This is a genomic window from Rhodoplanes tepidamans (assembly GCF_030813915.1).
GTDB lineage: Bacteria > Pseudomonadota > Alphaproteobacteria > Rhizobiales > Xanthobacteraceae > Rhodoplanes > Rhodoplanes tepidamans.
Genome location: NZ_JAUSUJ010000020.1, coordinates 59,577 through 82,328, shown reverse-complemented (window position 1 = coordinate 82,328; position 22,752 = coordinate 59,577). Strand labels below are relative to the sequence as shown.

The window sequence follows — 22,752 nt, the reverse complement described above, 5'->3', positions numbered from 1 at the left end:
TATCCTGTCATGCTCCGCATTCGGAGAGCGACGATGCGCGCAGACCCGGCAACCGGCACGGTCCCGACCGACTGCCCTGCGGCCGATACGGCCGCCCGGCGGGCGGTCGCCGTCGCACGCGTGCGTGCCGCGTGTGATCTGCTGGCAGAGCGCGGCGTGACGGCCCGGGTCGTCGGATCGCTCGCCGGTGGACGGTTCGGGTCGGGGTCGGACATCGACCTGCTGGTCACCGATTGCCCGCGCGATCAGAAATACGCCATCGAAGGCCTCGTCGAGGATTGCCTCGCGGGCTTCCGTTTCGACGTGGTCTATCTGGACGAGGTCCCGACCCACAAGGTGGAGCGCCTCGTGCGGGATGCGGTCGATGCGCGGGACCTTCGTTGACGTCGAGAACGAGCTCGAAGACATCGCGCGCGAGGTCGCGCTGCTGACTGCTGGCGTCGACCTGGTCCGGCGAGCACCCGACGGGCCGGACCCGGCCTGGAGCTGGCTCGCGGTCCAGGGGCTCGCATCGGGCGTGGAGAAGACTACACTGGCTGCGAGCGGGTGATGAGCCTGATCGCCGCCGAAATCGACGGCGCGCGGGTCGCACGCAGCGAAGGCTGGCATGTCTCGCTGCTCAAGCGAATGGCGCATCCGTTCCCTGACGTCCGAGACGCAGTGATTTCCGAAGACTGCTTCGTCGCGCTCGACCGCCTGCGCGCCTTCCGGCATCGGGAGCGCAATTCCTACGGATTCATTCTCGATGTCGGCATCGTGCTGGAGCGTGCGGCGCAGACCGGGCCTGCTGTCGAGCGCTTTCGACTCGAGGTCGAGGCGTTTCTCGACCGCCTTCGAAGCCGGGCCGAGGGGTGATCTGCGCGCCCCCTACCCCAGGATCTGCCCCAGGAACAGCTTCGTGCGCTCGTGCTGCGGGCTGGTGAAGAACGCCTCGGGGGTGTTCACCTCGACGATCTGGCCGGCGTCCATGAAGACGACGCGGTCGGCGACCTGGCGGGCGAAGCCCATCTCGTGGGTGACGCACAGCATGGTCATGCCGGTCTGGGCGAGCTCGACCATGGTGTCGAGCACCTCCTTGACCATCTCGGGATCGAGCGCCGAGGTCGGCTCGTCGAACATCATGATCTTCGGGCTCATGCACAGGGCGCGGGCGATGGCGACGCGCTGCTGCTGGCCGCCGGAGAGCTGGGCCGGATACTTGCCGGCCTGCTCCGGGATACGCACCCGCGCCAGGTAGCGCATGGCGATCTCCTCGGCCTCCTTGCGCGGCATCTTGCGCACGTGGATCGGCGCCAGCGTGCAGTTCTGCAGCACGGTGAGATGCGGGAACAGGTTGAACTGCTGGAACACCATGCCGACCTCGCGGCGCACCTCGTCGATGCGCTTGAGGTCGTCGGTGACGCTCACCCCGTCGACCACGATGGAGCCGCGCTGGAACGGCTCCAGCGCGTTGATGCAGCGGATCAGGGTGGACTTGCCCGAGCCCGACGGCCCGCAGATGACGATGCGCTCGCCGCGCGCCACCTCGAGGTCGACGTCGGCGAGCACCTGGAACTCGCCGAACCACTTGTAGAGCCCGCTGATCTTCACGGCGATGTCGGCCGGGGCCGCGGCCGTGGCGGCCGGATCGGCGCGGGTCTCGGTGGTCACGCCCATGGGAGATCCTTTCAGCGCCGGTCGCCGGCGGCGAGCCGCCGCTCGATCCCGGTCGCGTAGCGCGACATGAAGTGGCAGGCGACGAAGTAGCAGATGGCCGCGAAGGCGTAGCCGGTGGTGCTGGTCACCGGCGTCGCCCATGCCGGGTCGACGCGGGCGATCTCGATGGTGCGCAGGAAGTCGAAGATGCCGACGAAGAAGACCAGCGTCGTGTCCTTGAACAGCGCGATGGTGTTGTTGACGATGTTCGGGATGGTGACGCGCAGCGCCTGCGGCAGCACGACCAGCGCCAGCATGCGCCAGTAGCCGAGCCCGAGCGCGCGGGCCGCCTCGTACTGGCCCTTGGGGATCGAGGCGAGGCCGGCCCGCACCACCTCGGCCATGTAGGCGGAGGCGAAGATGGCGATGCCGACCAGGGCGCGCAGCAGCTTGTCGGGCGACCAGGCGGGCGGCACGAACAGCGGCAGCATCACGCTCGCCATGAACAGCACCGTGATCAGCGGCACGCCGCGCACCAGCTCGATGAAGCCGATCGACAGGAGGCGCACCGCCGGCATGGTCGAGCGCCGCCCGAGCGCGAGGAGGATGCCGAGCGGCAGCGACACCACGATGCCGACCGAGGCGACGACGAGCGTGACCAGCAGGCCGCCCCACAGCGCCGTGTCGATCACCTCGAGCCCGATGGTCGTCGAGCCGCGCAGCAGGACGAACGAGACGGTCGGCAGCGCCAGGAAGAAGAAGGCGGCGCCCAGATCCCGGCGCGGCGCGTCGAGCCACAGCATCCAGGCGGTGCCGAACACCAGGAGAGCGAAGAACACGTCGACCCGCCAGCGCTCGGCGAGCGGATACGGCCCGTAGATGAAGAACGAGAACCAGGTGCGCACGAAGGCCCAGCAGGCGCCGGGATCGGGGTTCTGCGCCGACGGCAGGCAGGCGTCGCGGCCGCTGCCGCTCCACACCGCGTCGAAGATCAGGAAGTCCAGGAGCGGCGGCACCGTCCACCAGGCGAGCAGGATCACCAGGATGGTGAGCGCCCCGTCGAGCGGCGTCGCGAACAGGTTGGCGCGCACCCAGTGCAGCGGTCCGCCCGGCAGCGGCGGCCGCGCCACGTGCGGCGCCGGCGTCGTGCGCACGAAGGCGACATGGCTCTCGGGGCCGGCGGCGAGGTCGGTCATGGAGACCTCGCCCCGAAAGAGCTCACAGCGATCCTCTTCGTCGTCTGGCCCCGCCGCGACCACCGATACCCTCTCCCTGAGCGAGAGGGTCGAGCGCGGGCGACGGCACGCGCTCGGGGTGAGGGCTTGCGACGCGCGCTTGGGCCCCCCCTCACCCGCAGTTCGCGCGTTCGCGCGAACTGCGGCCTCTCCCCGCCGGGGAGAGGTGAAACCGAAGCCGCTGCGAGGCGTGCGATCATCCCGCTCACCGTTCCGCCGGGGTGATCCAGGCGTTGTACCAGTTCATCAGCGCCGAGGTGGCGAGGCTGAGGGAGAGGTACACGGCCATGGTGACGACGACGACCTCGATGGCCTGGCCGGTGTTGTTGAGCACCGTGCCGGTGAAGATCTGCACGAGATCCGGATAGCCGATGGCGACCGCCAGCGACGAGTTCTTGGTGAGGTTGAGATACTGGTTGGTGAGCGGCGGCACGATCACCCGCATCGCCTGCGGCACGATGACGAGCCGCAGCGCCGCGCCGCGGCGCAGGCCGAGCGCCGAGGCGGCCTCGGTCTGGCCTTTCGGCACCGCCATCAGGCCGGCCCGCACCGCCTCGGCGATGAAGGCCGCCGTGTAGATCGACAGGCCGGTCAGCAGGGCGACGAACTCGGGCAGCACCTCGAGCCCGCCCCGGATGTTGAACCGGCCCATCTCGGGATAGGCGAAGGTGACGGAGACGCCGACCACCACGGCGGTCGCGAGCGGCGGCACCAGCACCAGGAGCGTCGACACGACCGTCCGCCCCCGGCCGCGCCCGAGCGGCCCGATCCGCTCGTGCAGCGCCCGGAACCCGATCGCCAGGACGATGCCGGCGACCAGCGCGAGCGCGACGGCGCCGCCGCCGGCGATCTGCGGATCGGGCAGGAACAGCCCGCGATTGTTGAGATAGCCGCCGCCGGGTAGCGCCACGCTCTCGCGGATCTCCGGCAGGGCCTTGAGGACGGCGTTGTACCAGAACAGGAGCTGCAGCAGCAGCGGCACGTTGCGGATCAGCTCGACATAGCCGCCGCACAGCTTCGACACCAGGAAGTTGTGCGACAGCCGGCCGATGCCGATCAGGAATCCCAGCACGGTCGCCAGCACGATGCCGAGCACGGCGACCAGCAGCGTGTTGAGGAGGCCGACCCAGAAGGCGCGCCCGTAGGTCGAGGCCTGCGCCGAGTACGGGATCAGCGTCTGCGAGATGTCGAAGCCGGCCGTGACGTTCCAGAAGTCGAAGCCGGTCGCGATATTGGCGCGGGCGAGGTTCTCCGAGACGTTGGCGATCGCCGCCCAGGCGAGCAGCGCCACCACCAGGCACAGCACCGCCTGGTAGACGATGCCGCGCACCCGCGGCCGCCGCCACAGCGGCACGTCGACCACCGCGCTGGCGGAAGCCGCAGTGCCGGGGGCGGCCCGCTCGCTCATGGGGCGGTCCGCCGCGCGGCCGCCGTCACCGCACCGGCGGTGCGTAGTGGAGGCCGCCCTTGGTCCACAGGGCGTTCTGGCCGCGGGTGATCTTCAGCGGCGAACCCTGCCCGATCGTCCGCTCGAACACCTCGCCGTAGTTGCCGACGCCCTTGACGATGCGAACCGCCCAATCCTTGGTCAAGCCGAGCGCCTCGCCGAAATTGCCCTCGGTGCCGAGCAGCCGCTTGATCTCCGGGTTGTCGGACTTCGCCTGCTCGTCGACATTGGCCTTGGTGATGCCGAACTCCTCGGCGTTGAGCATGGCGAAGATGGTCCAGCGCACGATGTCGAACCACTGGTCGTCGCCGTGGCGCACGAAGGCCGAGAACGGCTCCTTGGAGACGATCTCGGGCAGCACCACGTGCTCGTCCGGGCGGGCGAGCTTCAGCCGCACGCTGTAGAGCTGCGAGGCGTCCGTCGTGTAGGCGTCGCAGCGGCCGGTGTCGTAGGCCTTCAGGGCCTCGTCGAGGGTCGCGAAGGTGACCGACTTCAGCCGCATCTTGTTGGCGCGGAAATAGTCGGAGAGATTGAGCTCGGTCGTGGTGCCCTGCTGCACGCAGACGGCGGCGTCGTTCAGCTCGAGCGCCGAGTTGAGCTTGAGCGACTTGCGGACGATGAAGCCCTGGCCGTCGAAGTAGTTGATGCCGGTGGCGTTGAGGCCGAGCTGGGTGTCGCGCGACAGGGTCCAGGTGGTGTTGCGGATGAGGACGTCGATGTCGCCGGACTGCAGTGCGGTGAAGCGGTCCTTGGCGGTGAGGGCGACGAACTTGACCTTCTGCGGATCGTTGAAGATCGCGGCCGCGACGGCGCGGCAGAGCTCGACGTCGAAGCCGGTCCAGATGCCCTGGGCGTCCGGCATGCCGAAGCCCGGGAGCTGGCCGTTGGCGCCGCAGTTCAGCGAGCCGCGCGCCTTGATGTTGTCGAGAGTCGCCGCCTCCGCAGGCGCGCCCGTGGCCAGGGCTGCGCACGCGGCGAGCAGAACGACGAAAACCCGTTTCATGATCGCCTCATTGACAGTGCGTGGAGTCCGGTGCATGGGCAGCGATCGGTCGCTGCGACCGATCGAAACGTCCGAGCTGATGCTCCGAGCGCCCTCTGAATTCATGCCGCAAGCCGATGCATGTCTCGTGCCGAGAATTGCGTGTCTCGTGCCGAAAATGTCGTGCCGAGAATCGGCCGCTGCACGCGGTGAGTGCACCGGAGCGCGTTCCGGACCGGCATATCAGAACGAATGCCGGGCCCGGTCAAGTGCTCGGCCGTCGCACGCCACCCCCGGCCGAGGCGCCCCCGGGCTTCCGGCCGCGGCTCGCTGACAACCCGAACGACCTGCCGAGGATGCCCCGCCCATGAAGAGCCCCGACGATCGCCCCGGCGCGGCGAGCGCCCGCGCCGACCGCACCCGCCTGGTCGTCGGCGGCCGCCGCCCGGACGAGCACTACGGCTTCGTCAATACCCCGGTGTTCCACGGCTCGACCGTGCTCTACCCGACCGCCGAGGACTACCTGGCGCGGCGCTCGCGCTACAAGTACGCCCGCCGCGGCACCCCGACCTCGGAGGCCCTGGAGAGCGCCCTGGCGGCGATCGAGGGGCCGGCCTGCGCCGGCGTCTGCCTGCTGCCCTCCGGGCTCGCCGCCATCTCGGCCGCGCTGCTCTCGGTGGTCGACGCCGGCGACCACGTGCTGGTGTCGGACTCCGCCTACGACCCGACCCGCACCGTCTGCGACACCGTGCTGGTGCGCTGGGGCATCACGACCACCTATTACGACCCCCTGGTCGGCGCCGGCATCGAGGCGCTGATGCGGCCGAACACCAAGGCCGTGTTCGTCGAGGCGCCGGGCTCGCTGTCGTTCGAGATCCAGGACATCCCGGCGATCGCCGCGGCGGCGCACGCCCGCGGCGCCGTGGTGCTGATGGACAACACCTGGGCGACGCCGCTCTATTTCCGCGCCCTGGACCACGGCGTCGATCTCTCGATCCAGTCCGGCACCAAGTATATCGGCGGCCATTCCGACGTCATGTTCGGCTGCGTCGCGGCCAACGAGCGGACCAACAAGGCGCTGCGCGACACCGTCTTCGGCATGGGCCTGTGCGTCGGTCCCGACGACATGAACCTCGCCCAGCGCGGGCTGCGCACCATGGCGGTGCGGCTCGCCGCCCACCAGGAGGCGGCGCTCGCGGTGGCGCGCTGGTTCGAGGCGCGGCCGGAGGTGCTGAAGGTCCTCCACCCCGCCCTGCCCTCGCATCCCGGTCACGCCCTGTGGAAGCGCGACTTCACCGGGTCGAGCGGCCTGTTCTCGGTGGTGTTCCGCCCGGTGCCGGGCCGGGCGATCAACGCCTTCCTGAACGCGCTGTCGCTGTTCGGCATCGGCGCCTCCTGGGGCGGCTACGAGAGCCTGGCGATCCCGTTCGACTGCACGACGATCCGTACCGCCACCACCTGGGCGCCCGGCGGCCCGACCATCCGGTTCCACATCGGGCTGGAGGACGTCTCCGACCTGATCGCCGACCTGGAAGGCGGGTTCGCGGCGCTGAACGCGGCGGCGGGGTGAGGGATCAGGCTGCCGGGCGGCGACCTACTGCCCGACCGCGACGGCGAGCTTCACCCTGCCGACTCGCTGGAGGCTGGCGATCACCGCGAGCAAATTGCTGGCGCGAGGGTTGCCGCCCGGTCCGAGCATCCGCATCAGGCTCTTGGCCGGCGTGCCGGTTTCCTGGGCGAGGCGTTCGAAGCCGATCGTGGTGTTGATGTAGTCGCGCAGCACGGCTTTGCCAGCGTCGAGATCGCCGGAAAGAAGCAGCTCGGCCGCCTCCGTGAGCAGCGCGTTGCGGAAAGCCGGATCGCGCTCGGCGCGCGCCTTCATGGTCTGCTTGAAGTCCCGGGTCAGCGCCATTGCGTCAGCGTCTCCGCTTGCGTGCCCTGTAATCGGCCCAGCGCGCCTGGGCGGCCGCGATATCCGATTGCTGCCGGACCTTCGAGCCACCCCCGAGCAGGACGACCAGAACCTCGCCGTCGCGCCCGAAATAGATCCTGTAGCCGGGGCCGAAATCGATTCGATGTTCGAAAACGCCCGAGCCGACGGACTTCACGCTCGACAGATTGCCCTGCTCCATCCGCGCCAACGCGACCGAGATCTTGGCAGCGGCCCTGGCATCCAGTTCAGAGAACCAGCGCCCGAACGGACTTCGGCCGGAGAGATCGAGATACTCCAAGACCTGGAGCATTTATTGGTACCATAAACGTTACCAACCCTGAAATCGTCCAGCCTTTCACGATACGCCGCGAAAACATACCTCTGGTTGCAGAAGAAATCCCGCCCTCACCCCATCCCCTTGCCCTGCACCTCCCGGCCCGCCTTGCGCTCGCGCAGGACGAACTGGAGATTGCGCAGGTAGACGAACACGCCGAAGCCCTGACCGGCGATGAACACCGGGTCGCGCCGGTAGAGGGCGTAGAACAGGAGCAGCAGGCCGCCCGAGATCGACAGCCACCAGAACGCCATCGGCACGACGCTCCGGCCAGCCCTCTCGGAGGCGAGCCACTGCACCACGAACCGCATGGTGAACAGGCCCTGGGCGACGATGCCGAGGAACACCCACCAGTCGAGCCGGGTGACGAAGACGTCGTAGAGATAGCCGCCGACGGCCTGCGACAGATCGATCAGCATCAGCGGTCCACCTCCGTGACCTGCGGCACCTGCTTGCGGCGCCGGATCAGCCACCAGACTCCGGCCAAATCGAGGATTCCGATCCACAGCCGGTCCCAGAAGCCGTATTTCGAGGTGCCGTGGCGGCGCGGCCGGTCCTTCACGTCGACATAGGCGATGGTCCACCCGTCGCGCCGCACCAGGGCGGGCAGGAAGCGGTGCAGGCCGTCGAAATAGGGCAGCGCCAGGAACACCTCGCGGCGGAACGCCTTGAGGCCGCAGCCGGTGTCGCGGGTGCCGTCCTTGAGCACGGCGCTGCGCACCTTGTTGGCGACGCGCGACTGGAAGCGCTTGAAGCCGGTGTCCTTGCGGCCGACCCGCTGGCCGGCGACGAGGCCGATCTGGTGATCCCGGCGCAGCCGGTCGAGCATCGCCGGGATGAAGGCGGGATCGTTCTGGCCGTCGCCGTCGAGGGTGGCCACCAGCGGCGCACGCGCCGCGGCGACGCCGGTGCGCACCGCCGCCGACTGGCCGCAGGAGGCCGCGTGCCGCACCTGGCGCAGCCACGGCCGCTCGGCGCGCAGCCGGTCGATCGCCGCGGCGGTGTCGTCGGTCGAGCCGTCGTTCACGTAGATCACCTCGAACGGGCCCTCGGAGGCGAGGCTGACCGCGATCTCGTTGACCAGCGGCTCGACGTTCTCGGCCTCGTTGCGCACGGGCACCACCACGGCCACGGCCGGTCCCGGTCCAGTCTGGGTCATCGAAGGAATGGCTCCTGAAGAGGTCGTGGGCGCCCTGCCCTCACCGCTCCACCGCGGTGGCGAGCGCCCGCAGCACACGGGGCAGCGACGGGCCGGGCAGCGCCCGGACGGTGCCGTCGGGGGCGGCCGTGAAGCCGAGCCGGCGGGACGCGAACCATTCGCGCACCAGCACGGCCCCGAACGCCCCGAAGGCGGCGCCGGCGATCACGTCGCTCGGGAAATGGGCCGAGACGATCACCCGGCTGAGCGCGATCAGCAGCGCGTAGATCCACAGCCACGGCCGCGCCGCCGGCCAGACGGCGCCGATCGCGACCAGCGCCGCGAAGGCCGTGACGGTGTGGCCGGACGGCAGGCTCGCCCATTCGGACCGCCAGGACAGGGGCTGGTAGGCCCACGGCCCGAGCTCCGAGGGACGCACCCGTCCAATCCAGCGCTTGACGATGGTGGCGACGAGGCCCGGCAGGCCGACGGCGACGAAGACGAAGCCGAGCCGCACCACGAAGGCGGCCAGCACGGCGCGGGAGATGCGGTCGAGCCCGGGCCGCAGCAGCGCCGCGATCCACACCATCGCCAGGGCGACCGGAACGAGGATGTAGCCGGAACGGCCGAGATCGGTAATGTCCTCGAACACGCCGACGACGAGCCGCGGCGCCGCCTTCACGTGCGGGGCGAGCGGGTCGACCAGCAGCATGGTGGCGAGAATTACCGCCAGGGCGACGGCCGCCTGCCGGCGATGCGCCAGCACGAGCGCCTTGAAGCCCGGCGTCCGCCCCGGCCGCGACGGCTTGCCGAACAGCACCGCGAACCAGGCCGCCACGTTGCGGCCGAGCGAGCGCAACGCGCCCCCGTCGCGCGCCGCCACGGCCTCGCCGGGTCCGGTCACGGCCGTCACGGGTCGACCCCGACGAAGGTCTGGATCGAGACCGCCCGGCCGCTCGAATAGTTGACGCCCTCGACCCGCACGCCGATGCCGTAGCGCAGCCCGATGGCGTCGGCCCGCTGGACGAAGGCGCGTTCGTGCCCCTTCTCGACGAAGGCGTAGCGGCAGCGCCCGCCGCGGGCGAGGAAGTCGGCGGCCCCGGCGCCCGAGACGTGGCGCAGCTCGGTGCCGACCAGGAAGACGAGGCTCGGCTCGTGGTAGCCGGCGGTCGCCGCCTGCACGTCCTGGCATTTGCCGAAGGCGACGAAGCGGGCGAGCTGCAGCGACGGGAACAGCGCCCCGATGGTCGGGAAGGTCGCCGAGAAGGCCGCCGTGAACAGCACCATCATGGCGACGACCATGCGCATGAACGACACCTCGACGCCGTCCGCCTCGAACAGCCACCAGGCGAACAGGGCCGCGATCAGGGCGACGGCCGACAGGCCCCAGGTGATCGGTCCGAACCGCTGGCCGATCCAGATGTTGATCACGATCAGGCCGATCGCGATCACGGCCGTGAGGATGAACCACCACATCGGCGCCCGGCGCAGCCAGATGTTCCGCGACAGCGCGTCGCGGTCGATCGCCATGGCGAGCAGGATCGCGATCGCCGGATAGACCGGCAGCACGTAGTGCGGCAGCTTGGTCATCGCCGCCTCGAACACCAGCCAGGTCGGGACCAGCCATGCGAGCAGGTAGCGGACCTCGGGCACGCCGCGGCTCTTCCACACGGCCATGAAGGCCATCGGCACCAGGATCGAGGCCGGGAAGAACGTGCCCCAGAACAGCACGAAGTAGTAGCCGGGCGGCGCCCCGTGCGCCTCCTGGCCGCTGCCGACCTTGGACAGCAGGTCGCGGCCGAGCGACTCCTCGAAGAAGCCGGCGCCGCTCTTGAGCACGATGGCGACGAACCAGGGCAGCACCAGGAGCAGCATCCAGGCGAGTCCCGGCAGCGGCTTCAGCCGCAGCACGAAACGGGCCGAGCGGTCGGCGATCGCCAGCGCCGCCACGGCGAGGCCGACCACCATGACGATCAGCGGGCCCTTGATCAGGAAGCCCGCGGCCATCGCGGTCCAGAAGATCGCCGGTAGCGCCCAGGGGTGCCAGGGATCGGGCCGGAAGGCCCGCTCGATCAGATAGGCGCGCGCCATCGCCCCCATGGCGGCCACCACGGTGGCGAACAGGACGGCGTCGGTCTTGGCGAGCCGCGCCTCGACGGCGAGCAGGATCGAGCTCGCCAGCATCAGGCCGGCGAGCACGGCGGCGCGGCGCGACACGAAGGCGAGCGCCGTCCAGTAGGTCAGCAGCACGGCCCCGACGGCGCCGAGGATCGACGGCACCCGGTAGAGCCACATACGGGCCCGCGCCTCCGGCACGCCGATCGCCTCGGCGGTGCCGACCACGGCGGCCTGCAGCCAATAGATGCCGACCGGCTTCTTGTAGCGGCTCTCCTCCTGGAAGCGGATGTCGACGAGGTCGCCGCTCTCCAGCATCTGCTTGGTGGCCTGGGCGAAGCGCGCCTCGTCGCGGTCGATCGGCGGCAGCTGGAAGATGCCCGGCAGGAACGACAGCAGCGACACCGCGACGAGCAGGATCACGGCATTGCGATGCCGCGCCGCCGCCCAGGCGAGCAGCGCCCGGAGGCGCGCGGCAGTGTACCGGCTCGGTGCGGTTCCGAAGGTTGTGGCGGACATTCCCGGGTCCTGCTGAAGTCGCGCGGACAATAGAGAAAAGCCGTCGGGGGGGAAAGCGCCCCGCCGCCGCGCATTCCTGCCGTGTCGCGATGCGGCAACACTGACGAAATTATCCTGAAATCAACATCTTGGACCCGATTCTTGAGTTCTCGTCCGATCACGGACGGCTCGTCCCGGCGATCCACGCCCTCGTGGCGGCGTCGCGATGGATGCCGCGACAGGCGCGGGCATGACGGGACCGACACGCCGGCCCGCTACTGCACCCGCACCAGCACGCTGTCGGTGGCGCCGGAGGAATCCGTGACGGTGAGGCGGACGAAGCCGGGACCGTCGGGCGTCACGGTGACGGTGCGGCGGTCGCGCAGCGTCGCCCGCGGCAGGCCGTCCATCAGCACCGTGACCGGCCCGGAGCCGCCGGCGACCTTGACGGCGAGCGCGGCCGTCTCGCCGGCCTCGGCGGCGAGCTCCAGGCGGGCGCCGTTCGGCGGGAAGACGATCTTCAGGGGCGGCTCGCTGCCGGCGCTCGGCAGTGCGCCGGGGCGGAAGCGCTGCAGCGGCAGCGGCAGCTTGCCCGTGGACGCGAACAGGGTGCCGCGCGGCGCCGGCGGCAGCGGGGCGATCGGCTTTCCCAGCCTGGCGAACGCATCGAACAGGATCGGCGCCGCGGTGCCGCGGCCGATCATGCCGGGCACCGGCGCCCCGTCCGGCCGGCCGACCCACACGCCGATGGTGCGGCGGCCGTCGAAGCCGACCGCCCAGGCGTCGCGATAGCCGTAGGACGTGCCGGTCTTGAAGGCGATGCGGCCGCCGACCGCGTTCTCGGGCGGCGGCGCGCCGAGCAGCACGTTGCCGACCGACCAGGCCGCCACCGGATCGAGCAGCCGCAGCGTCTGCTCGGGCGGCGGAACGAGCCCCGCCTCGTCGAGCCGCTCGGCGAGGGGGACGGTGGTGCCGAGCCGGGCGAGCCCGCCGTAGAGCCGCACCAGGTCGGCCAGCGTGATGCCGGTGCCGCCGAGCCCCATCGCGAGGCCGGGCGCCTCGCCGGGCGGCAGCACCAGCCGCGCGCCGGCCTGGGCGATGCGGGCGGCGAAGCGGTTCGGCCCGATCTTGTCCAGCACCTGCACGGCCGGGACGTTGAGCGACAGCTGCAGCGCCTTCCGGGCCGTCACGGTCCCCTGAAAGGTCAGGTCGAAGTTCTCGGGCGCATAGGCGCCGTAGCGGACCGGCCGGTCGTCAAGCAGCGTCTCGGGATGGAGAAAGCCGTCCTCGAAGCCGAGGCCGAAGATCAGCGGCTTGAGGGTCGAGCCGGGCGAGCGCACCGCCAGCGTCATGTCCACTTGGCCGGCCCGGCGGGCGTCCGCCCAGTCGGCCGAGCCGACCCGGGCCAGAACCTCGCCCGTGGCGTGCTCCACCGCCAGCACCGCGACCGAGAGGTCGGGACCGAGGGCCGCCGCCCGGTCCTTTGCAAGAGCTTCGAACGCGACTTGAAGCGGTGCCTCCAAGGTCGTTCGGTGCAATGATTTCTGCGGCGCCTCGGCAGCCAGCCGGTCGGCCGTGTGCGGCGCCAGCATGGGCATCGGCCGGCGCCCGGTCGGCACCGGCTCGGCCTTGGCCCGGTCGATCTCGCCCGGCTCGATCACGCCGGCCGCGGCCATCCGGTCGAGCACCCGGTCGCGGGCGCGCCGAGCCGTCTCGGGGGAGCGGTCCGGCCGCCGCGCCTCCGGCGACTGCGGCAGCGCGACGAGCAGCGCCGCCTCGCCGAGCGTCAGCCGCCGCGGCTCCTTGCCGAACCAGGCGAGCGAGGCCGCCCGGATGCCCTCCAGGTTGCCGCCATAGGGCGCGAGCGACAAATAGAGGCCGAGGATCTCGTCCTTCGACAGGACCCGCTCGATCTGAACGGCGCGCACCGCCTGGCGGAGCTTCGCCGCGAGCGACCGCTCGGTGCGCGGCTCGAGCAGCCGGGCCACCTGCATGGTGAGGGTCGATCCGCCCGACACGACCCGCCCGTTGGTCGCGAGCTGCAGGGCCGCCCGGCCGAAGGCCCGGGGGTCGACGCCGGCGTGGTCGCGAAACCGCCGGTCCTCGTAGGCGAGCAGCAGCTCGAAGAAGCGCGGATCGACGTCCTGGCGCGCTGCCCGCAGCCGCCAGCGGCCCTCGGGCGTGGCATAGGGCCGGAGGATGCGGCCGTCGCGGTCGAGCACCACGGTCGACCAGGCGAGATCCTTGCCGAGCGGCGGCGGGCCGAGGGAGTTCACCCACAGCGCGCCGGCGCCGAGGGCCGATGCGACGAGCACGGCAGCGATGATCGCAACGAACGTCGAGCGGGCGCGAAAGACCCTCTCCCCTCGTGGGAGAGGGTGGTTCCGAGCGCTGCTCGGAACCGGGTGAGGGGGCGTGCCACGAGCTCCGAGCTCGGGGAAGCCCCCCTCACCCGGCCGAGCCTCGCTCCGCTCGGCCCGTGAGCAACCGGGAACATAGGTTACAGATCTGACCTGGGACATGGGTGACACAATTCCCGTTTCGTTCAGGTCTGCTATTGCTGCGATTGTGGGGGCTGTGGGCTCTGTGGGCGACGCGCTGCGTCGTCCACAAGTCCACAGCGCTTCGGCCGCTTCAGCCGGTCGTCGCCGGGCGTTATGACGCCGAGCAGGACCGGTCCAAAGATCACCTCGACGCGACCGTCCTCGTCCTCGAACAGACCGACCGGCTCGCCGGCCAGCGCCTCGTTGACGTAGACGAGCCGGCCGCCCCACTTGATCTCGCCGTTGCTGCGCACCCGCCGCACCGCGTCGGCCGCGGGGTACTCCGGCTCGCGCAGCACGCCGACGCGGCGACGCGGCGACGCGGCGAAGTGCTCGGCCGGCGTCGCGTCGGCGAGCGCCTGGTGCGGGCGCTCCTCGTTGTAGGTCCGCCGAAACGCCCGGAACCGCTCCAGCTGATCGCGCAGAGTGCCGGCCGGCGGCGAGGCCGTGTCCTGCAGCAGCGTCAGATGCAGCCGCTCCAGACGGCCGTTCTGCTGCGGCTTGCCGGGCCGGATCCGTTCCGGTGTCACCCCCGCCTTGATGATCTTGATCATGATCTTGATCGAAAGCCGCGACAGCCCGCCGGCGCCACCCGAGGCGAACGGCGCCCCGTTGTCCGAGCGCAGCCGCAGCGGCAGCCCGAACTCCCGGAACGCCGCCTCCAGCACAGGCCACACATGCGCCCCGTCGGTGCGCGGCAGCGCCTGGCAGCGCAGCAGATAACGGCTGTGCGCATCCTGCAGCGTCCACGGCTCGCAACGCGTCCCGTCCCCGGTCACGAACCAGCCCTTGAAGTCCATGCACCAGGTGTCGTTGGCTGACGCGCACGCCCCGAACGGCGCCCCCGGCGGAACCCGCCGCCGCAGCCGCCGCTTCACCGTCAGCCCTTCGCGGTCGAACAGCGCCCCGATCGTGCTCGCCGCCGGCCACACCAGCGCCGGCGCCTGCCGGACCAGGAACGCCCGAACCTTCAACGGACCCCAGGTCGGATGCGCCCGCCGTACCGAAAGGCAGCGCTCGATCGCCTCGGCACTCACCGCGCACGCATGATGCCGCGGCGCCCGCGAGCGGTCCGCCAGCCCTGCCAAACCCTCCGATCGATACCGCTCCAGCCATTTGTAGCCGCTCTTCCGGCTCACCCCGAACCGACGACAGACCGCCGCCACAGGCTCGTCCCCAGCCTCGATCGCCAAAACAAAGCGCATCCGCTCGTCCACGGCGCAGGTCTCCTTCCAGCCCATCGGCAAGGCCCTCCCCGCCGATCTCTAGACCTGTCACCCATGTCGTCGGTCTAAACTGTCACCCATGTAGCCGGTCAGGACCCCCGTCCACCCTCTCCCGCGAGGGGAGAGGGTGGCGCTGTGCCGTGTCGATCTTCCGAGGTCATCAGTGAGCCTCGACCCGCACCAACGCTACTGCCGCGACACGCTCACCTCGACCGTGCCGGTTCCGGTGCGGCCGAAGCGGTCGGGGCGGTACATGTCCTCCACATAGGCCTGCGGCAGCACGTAGCGGCCGGGCGAGACGGCCCGCACCACATAGGCCACCGTGAACACGGCCGGCGACTTGGCGTTGCGGGTGAAGGCCGCCGAGAAGCGGTCGTCGCGGAACTCGGCCTTGTCGGGCTCGGCGGCGTCCTGGATCCAGTCGAGCGTCCCGGTCTCGCCGGAGGAGACGAGCCTAGGGTTGTCGATCTCGAAGCCGGCCGGCAGCGGATCGACGACCAGGACGCGGCCGTATTGCGGCTGCGGCTCGGTGATCGTCAGCACCACGGCGAAACGCTGGTTCTGCCTCGCCTTCGAGGCGTCGACCTTCTCGCCGTCGAGGGTGAAGTAGGTGCGCTCGATCTTGAAGCCCTTGTCGGCGGCGGGCTCCGGCACCACCGGGGCGCCGGAGACCGACACCACGGCCTGGACCGGCGCCTCGCCCGTGTTGGCGAGGCGGAACGGCGAGGCGAGCTCGGCCGGACGGAAGGTCCGGTAGAGCGGGCTCGTCCGCGGGCTGCCGGCGACATCGAGCGACAGCGGCACGGACTTCGACAGGGCGCGCGCCGCCAGCACCATCCACGCGTTCTCCTGGGTGGAGGTGTAGAAGGCCCGCGCCCTCGCCTCCTCCACGCCCTTCAGAGCCGCCGGCAGCAGGCTCGCCGCGGCGCCGCTCTCGGCCGCCAGCGCCGTCACGGCGGCGGCGTCACGCAGCGAGGAGCCGTAGTCGGGCCGGCCGAACTCCAGCGCCTTGGGGGGCTCGATCGCCTGCACGGCGGCCGAGAACACCCGCTCGGCCCGGACGCGATCGCCGAGCAGCGCCAGCGCCGCCCCGACATGCGCCTTGGCGATCGGGGTCGAAAACTCGCCGAGCTTGGTGTCGGCGATGTAGCGGAGATCGCCGACCGGTGCCGCACCGTTGCGGGCCAGCACGTAGAGGGCGAAGGGCAGGTCGCGCGCGCCCTCGCGGCCGGGCTCCGGCGCGTTGGCGACGTAGTTCTTCAACCGCTCCAGCGCCAGCTTGAAGGCGTTGTCCGGCACGACGAAGCCGCGTTCCCGCGCCCGCGTGAGGAAGTCCGTGACATAGGCGTCGAGCCAGGCGTCGCTGCCGCCGACGCCCCACAGGCCGAACGAGCCCGAGGAGTCCTGGCGGGCGAGCAGCCGGTCGACGGCGTCGCGGATGCGCTGGTCGGCATCCTGGTCGAGGGCGAGATGCGCCTCCACGGCGAGGTCGTTGACGTAGAGGAGCGGCAGCGCCCGGCTGGTGATCTGCTCCGAGCAGCCGAACGGATAGCGGTCGAGCGCCTTCAGGAGCGTCGCCGCGTCGAGCGCCGTCGACGGGCCGACCGACAGGGCGAGCGCCCCCGTGCCGGGGACGAGATCCCGGAACAGGTCGTCGGCGAGCGACAGGCTTTCACCGCGCCCGATGGTGCGCACCGTGCGCCGGGTGGCGATCTGGGTCGCCGGCTTCACGGCGAGCGGATAGGTCCGCTCCAGCGCGAAGCCGTCGGGGCCCGTGACGGCGATCTTCACGGTCGCCGCGCCGGCGGCGGTCGCGGTGATGGGCAGCGACAGCGAGCCGCGCTGGCGGGCCGGCAGCCGCACGGTCGCCGGCGCCGCGGACGCGATCTGTGCGGGCCCCTCGACCGAGGCCGCGACCCGGTAGTCGCCCGCCCTGCCCTCGACATTGTCGAGCTCGAGCTGGACGGTCGAGCGGTCGCCGGTGAGCAGGAAGCGCGGCAGCGTGGTGGTGAGCACCACGGGGTCGCGCACCGTCACGTCGGTCGCGGCGCGGCCGACCTTGTCCTTCGACCAGGCGACGGCCATGACCCGCACCGTGCCGGCGAAGGCCGGGATGTCGAACGTCACCTCGGCCTTGCCGTCCGGCCCGACCGGCACGACGCCGGAGAACAGCGCCACGGGCGGCTGGGTGGGCGGCGAGCCCTGCATCTCGGCCGCCGCGGCGTCGCCGCCGGTGCGGATCGCCCCGACCGTCCCCTGCATGCCGTCGATCAGGTGGCCGTAGAGGTCGCGCAGATCGGCGGACAGGCGGCGCTGGCCGAGATAGTGCTCGTCGGGCGCCGGCGGCTTGTAGCCGGTGAGGTTGAGGATGCCGACATCGACGGCCGCGACCGTGATGCGCGCCTCCTGTCCGGCCGGCTCGCCGGCCCCGGCGAGCCCGTCGATCGCGACCGGCACGCGCAGGGTCGTGTTCGGCCGCATGAGCTGCGGCGTCGAAAGCGTAACCTGCAGGGTCCTGGCCGCGCGATCGACCGCGAGCCACTGCACCCCGATGGCGCGGCCCGGCATGCGCTTCGCCTGGGCGTCGAGCGGCCGCAGATGGGTCGCCACCACATAGGCGCCGCTGCCCCAGTCGCTGCCCACCGGCACACTGATCTGGCTCGTCCCCTGCGGCACCTCCTGGTTCAGCGTGGTGATCAGCCGGTCGCCGATCACGCTCAGCCGCACGCGCCCGGCGGCGCGGGCCGTGACCGACACGGTCAGCGTGTCGCCGGCCTTCACCTCGGGCTTGTCGAGGGCGATTTCCAGCAGGTCGGGCGTATCGGCCGACGCCTCGGCGAAGAAGCCGGCGTCGAACGAGATCGAGGTGGTCGGGCCGTCGGGATCGCTCGACGAGACGTCGAGCCGGTAGCGGCCCCACTGCACGGGGGCGGCGATGCGGCCGGGCTGGCCGGGCGCGACGTCGAGCGTGCCGTCGGCGACCCGCCTGGTGGTCTTGATCGGCTCGTACTGCCAGGACCCATCCTGGCGGTACCACTGGTAGCGGGTGTCGACCTTGAGGAGCTCGTATCTGAGGCCCCGGCGCGCCAGCGCCTGGCCCTCGGGCGACAGCACCACGACGTCGAAGCTCGCGGTCTCGCCCTCGCCGAGCGAGCGGCCGGAGAACAGCGGCTTGACGCCGATCATCGGCCCGGCCGGGACGACCGGCAGCGTGAGCTTGCGCTCGACCGCCCGGCCGCCCGTCTCCGCCATGCGGATGACGACCTGGGCCTCCTGGGGCCGGCTGCTGTCCGGCAGCTTGTCCACCGTGACCGGGACGATGGCACGCCCCTTCTCGTCGGTCGCCGGCAGGTCGTCGAGCGTGATCCGGCTCGCCTCGGCGTCGCTCTCGGACTCGTCGTCGACGGTGCCGAACTCGTAGCCGGGGAAGCCGGCGCGCTCCTTCGCGGCCTTGATCGTCACCTCGCCTTCCAGCTCGAGGTTCGAGGCCGGCGCGCCGTAGAGATAGCGGCCGTCGACGGCGATCTCGACCGGGGTGCCCTTGGCGATCCCGGTCGCCTTGGTCGAGAGGTCGAACTCGATCCGGTCGGGCACGTAGTCCTCGACCAGGAAGGTCGTCTCGCCGACCGGTGGGCGCTTCGGGTCCGTGTAGGCCTTGAGCCGCCAGGTCCCGGTCGGCGCCGTCGAGACGATGGGAAGATCGTAGGCGCGGCCGCCGAGGCCCTGGTCGGCGACCACGGCGCGGCGATGCTCGACGCCGTCCGGCCTCTCGAACACCAGCGTCAGCGGCACCCCGGCCGCGGCGACGCCGAGGCCGTCGCGCAGGAGCGCGGTCGCGTGCACGGTCTCGCCGGTGCGGTAGACGCCGCGCTCGGTCACCACGAACGCGTCGAGGCCGGCCGGCGCCGCACGGCCCTTCACGCCGCGGTCGGAGAGATCGAAGGCCGGCGCCTTGAGGCTGAGGAAGGCGTAGTCGCGGCCGTTGTCGTTGATGCCGACGATCATGGCCGGCGCCGCGCCGCCCTCGCCCCGGGCCAGCCCCGCCTCGAACACGGCATGGCCCTCGGCGTCGGTCTTGCGGACCGCCAGGATCTCGTTGTTGCGGGCGACCAGCCGGACCTCGACCTGCGGCTTGGGCGCCGCCGTGGCGAGCGCGTTGACGAACACATGGATGCCGTCGCCGCCCGACATGGCCGAGAGGCCGAGGTCGGAGACCACGAACCACTGGGTCGCCAGCGCCGACCAGTCGTTGTCGCTCGGGCCCTTGGCCTCGGCCGACATCACGTAGACGCCGGGCTTCAGGTCGCCGATCGCCTGGCCGACCGGGAAGGCGGTGGTCACCTCGGCATTGAGCGGCGACTGCACCGAAAGCTCGCCCGACCACACCTTCGAGCCCTTGGTCTCGGCGATGCGATCGAGCTCGTAGCGATCCAGATTGCGCTCCAGATCCTCGCCCGCCACCGGGTCGATCAGGTTGCGGTCGCCGATCCGGTAGACATTGATGCTCACCGCCGAGGTGTTGACGCTGACGACCGGGATGCCCTGCTGGCCGGTGCGCGGCAGCACATAGGCCTTGCCCGAGAAGCGGACGAACGGCTTGCGATCGCGGACATAGAGGTTGAACTCGGAGGCCTTCTGCAGCGTCTCCTTGACGGTCGACGGCAGCCCGGGCCGGATCGTCACGGCGTAGCGCTCGCCGTGCCTGAGGCCCTCGACGCAGAGCTGGCGGTCGTCCGCCGCGATCGCCGGCTTGTCGACGCCGGCGACCGAGACGAAGGGCGAGAGATCCGTGCGCGGGCCCGGCAGCGCCTCGGAGAACTGGAAGCAGGCGCGCGGCGAGGCGGTGTCGGCGTCGACCGAGTAGTCGAGCAGGCGGAAGCCGTGGTCGGTGCGCAGCGTCTCGTAGCGGGCCCGGACGTCGGCGACCTCCTTCAGCTCCAGCGAGAGGCGCAGCGCGTCGAGCGCCGGCCGCCACACCCGCCGGTCCGCATAGGCGCGGCCGATCAGCACCAGGGCGTCGGCCTCCTCGGCCGGGGTCGCGGCCCGCTGATAGGCGACGAAGGCGGCGGTGGCGCCGCGCTCCCACAGCAGGTTCTGCTCGCGGCTGTCGGCGCCCTTCACCTGCAGGACGGCGCGGGAGAGCCGCAGCCAGTTCGACGCGACGTCGGGCGCCGCGGTGACGAGCTGGCCCAGCACCGTGAGGGCGGTGCGGGTGTCGTTGCGGGCGAGCGCCGTCTCGGCGTCGCGGCGGAGCTGGTCCGGCGACTTCGTCACCGGGCCGGCGTCCTTCTTGATCTGCGCCTCCAGGCGCAGCGCGCCGTCGGACAGCTCGTCGCGCTGGAACGCCTTGTCGGCGGCCTGGACGGGAAGCGAAAAGGCGAGCGGGATGAACAGCAGCGCGGCCGCGGCGGCGGCGCGGAGACGGGCGAGCATCGAGCAACCTCCCTGGACCCGTGCGCCCGCGCCTGTCGCGCGCGCCCGGGCATCCCCCGGTCCGGATTCGGCCGGTACCGTTACCGTCACGGGTCCGAAACAAACATGTCGGAGTCGTGACGGTATCGCAGACGTGATGACGGCACACCGCCGCCACCGGCTTGGTGGCTTCGACGAGCCGGGAGGTTCGAGAGAAGGGTCACGCAGTCCATGGCACCGCGGCTCCTTCACCTCTCCCCGCCAGCGGGAGAGGTGCCCCGACGATCACATTGCGGCGAGCGGCCGGGCGGGCCGCCGCGGGGCCACTCGATCGCGTTATCCTCGGCACGGCGGTTGCTTCGCAGGACCGGTCAGGCGAACGGACGGAGGCGGGCATGCGGAACGCGAGGAGCGTGGTGACGGCTCGGCACCGGTGGGCGGCGCTGGCGATGCGCGCCCTCCTGGCCTGCGGACTCTTGTGCGCAGCGGCCACCGCGGCGGCGGCGCAGCAGAAGGCCTCGCCCGACGACATCCTCTCGGCTGTGGTCCGGGTGAAGACCTTCATCAATCCAGACGGCCGGACCGTCGCCACGCTCGGCCGCGAGCGCGAGGGCGCCGGCGTCGTCATCGACACGTCCGGCCTGATCGTCACCATCGGCTACCTGATGGTCGAGGCGCACGCCGTCGAGGTGACGACGCGGGACGGCAAGACGCTCCCGGCCGACGTGGTCGGCTACGACCCCGACAGCGGCTTCGGCCTGCTGCGCACCGTGACGCCACCCGGCCTCAAGCCGATGCCGCTCGGCCGCACCACCGAGCTGAAGGTGGACGACCCCGTGCTGGTGGCGAGCAACGGCGGCGCGGCCGGCGTCACCGCGGCGCGCGTCGTCGCCAAGCGCGAGTTCGCCGGAAGCTGGGAGTATCTCCTGGACGAGGCGATCTTCACGGCGCCGCCCAACCCGGCCTGGAGCGGCGCCGCGCTGGTGACGCGCGACGGCAGGCTCGCCGGCATCGGCTCGCTGATCGTCGGCGACGCCAGGGGCGACGGGACCCCCTCGCCCGGCAACATGTTCGTTCCGGTCGACCGGCTCGGGCCCGTGATGGCCGACCTGATCGCCGACGGCCGCCTCGCCGGTCCGGCACGGCCCTAGCTCGGCGTCTCGACCGAGGAGATGCTGGGCCGCCTGGTGGTGACCCGGGTGACGCCCGACAGCCCGGCCGCCCGCGCCGGCCTCACCCGCGGCGACATCATCGAAGGCGTCGCCGACACCTCCGCCGACGGCCTGCCGGCCCTGTATCGAAAGATGTGGTCGCTCGGCGCCGCCGGCGTCACCGTCCCGCTCGACATCCGCCGCAACGGCACGCCCCGCCGCCTGGAGGTCCAGTCGATGGACCGGATGGATCACCTGAAGCTGAAGTCGACGTTCTAGCGATCGCTTCCCCCGTTTGGGTTCAGCTGCTTTCGCAAATGTTTTCGGTAATTTGGAAACTCGCGCCACCAGACCGAGCAGTTCTCGCGAATCCATGTTTGGGCCGCCATCCTCATGGCGAACCTCTGCTCATTACCGGCAAAGGCGACGGCGTCACCTAACTGTGCACGCCGGCGAAAATGTCCGTCATCGGCAGGTCGAGGCCCAGCGGCGAGATGGCCACCGCGGCATCGAGGCTTTCGACCACGTGCGGCCCGGGCGAGAACCGGTCCCCTTCCCGCACCCAGAACCACACCTTCGGCTCGTCCTGGGCGACGACCAGATAGGCGAGCAGGCTCGGCAGCCGCAGATACTCGGCCGCCTTGTCGCCGAGATCGATGGTGACCGAGGAGTCCGACAGCACCTCGGCGATCAGGACAGGGGGTGCGGTCACCTTCGCCCGGGAGTCGACGCCCAACGGGACGACGATGACGTCCGGCGCCCTGATCGTGTGAGGCCCGGCATCGACCGCCACATCGGCCAGAACCTCCAGGCTCTGGTGGTCGATCCGGCTGTCCAGAGCCCGGACCAGGTTCCGGACGATCCGGGCGTGCCCGATCAATGGCCGTATCATCATCACGACCCGCCCCCCGACGAGCTCGTAGCGCTCCTCGCGGGCTCCCGCCCAATCGAGAAACGTCGCCTTGTCCATGCGCAGCTGCGGTACGTTCATGGGCCCGGTCCTGTTCGGGCGGCCATGCTAGCACGGCTCGGGCGGGGGTGCCCGGTGGCACGCATTGAGTGACGCGAGCGCTTTCGTCCTTCTCCCCGCGTGCGGGGTCGCG

General features: G+C 71.1%; 19 protein-coding genes and 1 pseudogene. 6 read left to right on the top strand and 14 right to left on the bottom strand.

Annotation, left to right across the window (positions count from 1 at the left end; all coding sequences use genetic code 11):
- Positions 1-33: 33 nt before the first annotated feature.
- Genes J2S22_RS21870 through J2S22_RS21860 form a run of 3 tightly spaced genes read left to right on the top strand, consistent with a single transcriptional unit; the run spans position 34 to position 855 of the window.
- On the top strand, positions 34-384 hold the full coding sequence (locus tag J2S22_RS21870) for a nucleotidyltransferase domain-containing protein (RefSeq protein WP_272780615.1): 351 nt from the start codon (positions 34-36) through the stop codon (positions 382-384).
- Positions 365-550 carry a hypothetical protein gene (locus J2S22_RS21865; protein WP_272780614.1) on the top strand — a complete coding sequence of 62 codons (186 nt, stop codon included), beginning with the start codon at positions 365-367 and terminating at the stop codon, positions 548-550. Before J2S22_RS21870 ends, J2S22_RS21865 begins: the two co-directional genes overlap by 20 nt.
- Positions 550-855, top strand: coding sequence for a ribonuclease toxin HepT-like protein (locus J2S22_RS21860; RefSeq protein ID WP_272780613.1), 306 nt, complete (start codon positions 550-552; stop codon positions 853-855). The genes J2S22_RS21865 and J2S22_RS21860 overlap by 1 nt, the downstream gene beginning before the upstream one ends.
- A gap of 12 nt (positions 856-867) precedes the next feature.
- Here J2S22_RS21860 and J2S22_RS21855 read toward each other — a convergent pair whose 3' ends face one another.
- The 4 genes from J2S22_RS21855 to J2S22_RS21840 form a co-directional block, all read right to left on the bottom strand.
- Entirely contained in the window at positions 868-1,596 is a 729-nt protein-coding gene (locus tag J2S22_RS21855; RefSeq protein ID WP_370878238.1) for an amino acid ABC transporter ATP-binding protein, read from the bottom strand.
- Positions 1,597-1,667: 71 nt separating this feature from the next.
- A complete protein-coding gene (locus J2S22_RS21850) occupies positions 1,668-2,831 on the bottom strand; it encodes an amino acid ABC transporter permease (RefSeq protein WP_272780611.1) in 1,164 nt (387 codons plus the stop codon).
- Positions 2,832-3,075: 244 nt separating this feature from the next.
- On the bottom strand, positions 3,076-4,278 hold the full coding sequence (locus J2S22_RS21845; RefSeq protein ID WP_272780610.1) for an amino acid ABC transporter permease: 1,203 nt from the start codon (positions 4,276-4,278) through the stop codon (positions 3,076-3,078).
- A gap of 25 nt (positions 4,279-4,303) precedes the next feature.
- Positions 4,304-5,320 (bottom strand): amino acid ABC transporter substrate-binding protein, encoded by a 1,017-nt coding sequence (locus tag J2S22_RS21840; RefSeq protein WP_272780609.1) that lies wholly within the window; start codon positions 5,318-5,320, stop codon positions 4,304-4,306.
- 346 nt (positions 5,321-5,666) lie between these two features.
- Here J2S22_RS21840 and metC point away from each other — a divergent pair, with 346 nt between their 5' ends.
- Positions 5,667-6,869, top strand: a complete 1,203-nt coding sequence (gene metC / locus J2S22_RS21835) for a cystathionine beta-lyase (protein ID WP_272780608.1) — start codon at positions 5,667-5,669, stop codon at positions 6,867-6,869.
- Positions 6,870-6,893: 24 nt separating this feature from the next.
- Here the strand turns inward: metC and J2S22_RS21830 are convergent, their stop codons facing one another.
- The 9 genes from J2S22_RS21830 to J2S22_RS21790 form a co-directional block, all read right to left on the bottom strand.
- Complete coding sequence (locus J2S22_RS21830) at positions 6,894-7,211, bottom strand: helix-turn-helix domain-containing transcriptional regulator (RefSeq protein WP_272780607.1); 318 nt, start codon at positions 7,209-7,211, stop codon at positions 6,894-6,896.
- Between the two features lie 4 nt (positions 7,212-7,215).
- Complete coding sequence (locus J2S22_RS21825) at positions 7,216-7,542, bottom strand: type II toxin-antitoxin system RelE/ParE family toxin (RefSeq protein WP_272780606.1); 327 nt, start codon at positions 7,540-7,542, stop codon at positions 7,216-7,218.
- Between the two features lie 95 nt (positions 7,543-7,637).
- Positions 7,638-7,985 (bottom strand): lipid-A-disaccharide synthase N-terminal domain-containing protein, encoded by a 348-nt coding sequence (locus tag J2S22_RS21820; protein WP_272780605.1) that lies wholly within the window; start codon positions 7,983-7,985, stop codon positions 7,638-7,640.
- On the bottom strand, positions 7,985-8,725 hold the full coding sequence (locus J2S22_RS21815; protein ID WP_272780604.1) for a glycosyltransferase family 2 protein: 741 nt from the start codon (positions 8,723-8,725) through the stop codon (positions 7,985-7,987). The genes J2S22_RS21820 and J2S22_RS21815 overlap by 1 nt, the downstream gene beginning before the upstream one ends.
- A gap of 40 nt (positions 8,726-8,765) precedes the next feature.
- Entirely contained in the window at positions 8,766-9,617 is an 852-nt protein-coding gene (locus J2S22_RS21810; protein ID WP_272780603.1) for a phosphatase PAP2 family protein, read from the bottom strand.
- A complete protein-coding gene (locus tag J2S22_RS21805) occupies positions 9,614-11,338 on the bottom strand; it encodes an ArnT family glycosyltransferase (protein ID WP_272780602.1) in 1,725 nt (574 codons plus the stop codon). The genes J2S22_RS21810 and J2S22_RS21805 overlap by 4 nt, the downstream gene beginning before the upstream one ends.
- Positions 11,339-11,592: 254 nt before the next feature.
- Positions 11,593-13,839 carry a penicillin-binding protein 1C gene (gene pbpC, locus J2S22_RS21800; protein ID WP_307155872.1) on the bottom strand — a complete coding sequence of 749 codons (2,247 nt, stop codon included), beginning with the start codon at positions 13,837-13,839 and terminating at the stop codon, positions 11,593-11,595.
- A 32-nt stretch (positions 13,840-13,871) separates the two neighbouring features.
- Positions 13,872-15,101, bottom strand: coding sequence for an integrase core domain-containing protein (locus tag J2S22_RS21795; RefSeq protein ID WP_370878236.1), 1,230 nt, complete (start codon positions 15,099-15,101; stop codon positions 13,872-13,874).
- Between the two features lie 171 nt (positions 15,102-15,272).
- A complete protein-coding gene (locus J2S22_RS21790; RefSeq protein WP_272779560.1) occupies positions 15,273-20,519 on the bottom strand; it encodes an alpha-2-macroglobulin family protein in 5,247 nt (1,748 codons plus the stop codon).
- Between the two features lie 374 nt (positions 20,520-20,893).
- Here J2S22_RS21790 and J2S22_RS21785 point away from each other — a divergent pair, with 374 nt between their 5' ends.
- Together J2S22_RS21785 and J2S22_RS21780 are read left to right on the top strand one after the other, a co-directional pair.
- Positions 20,894-21,649, top strand: coding sequence for a S1C family serine protease (locus tag J2S22_RS21785; protein ID WP_272779561.1), 756 nt, complete (start codon positions 20,894-20,896; stop codon positions 21,647-21,649).
- 12 nt (positions 21,650-21,661) lie between these two features.
- Positions 21,662-21,928: pseudogene (locus J2S22_RS21780) on the top strand (PDZ domain-containing protein); the annotation flags it as partial.
- A gap of 157 nt (positions 21,929-22,085) precedes the next feature.
- On the opposite strand, the gene J2S22_RS21775 reads toward J2S22_RS21780, so the two are convergent.
- Positions 22,086-22,640 carry a Uma2 family endonuclease gene (locus tag J2S22_RS21775; RefSeq protein ID WP_272779562.1) on the bottom strand — a complete coding sequence of 185 codons (555 nt, stop codon included), beginning with the start codon at positions 22,638-22,640 and terminating at the stop codon, positions 22,086-22,088.
- Positions 22,641-22,752 lie beyond the last annotated feature (112 nt).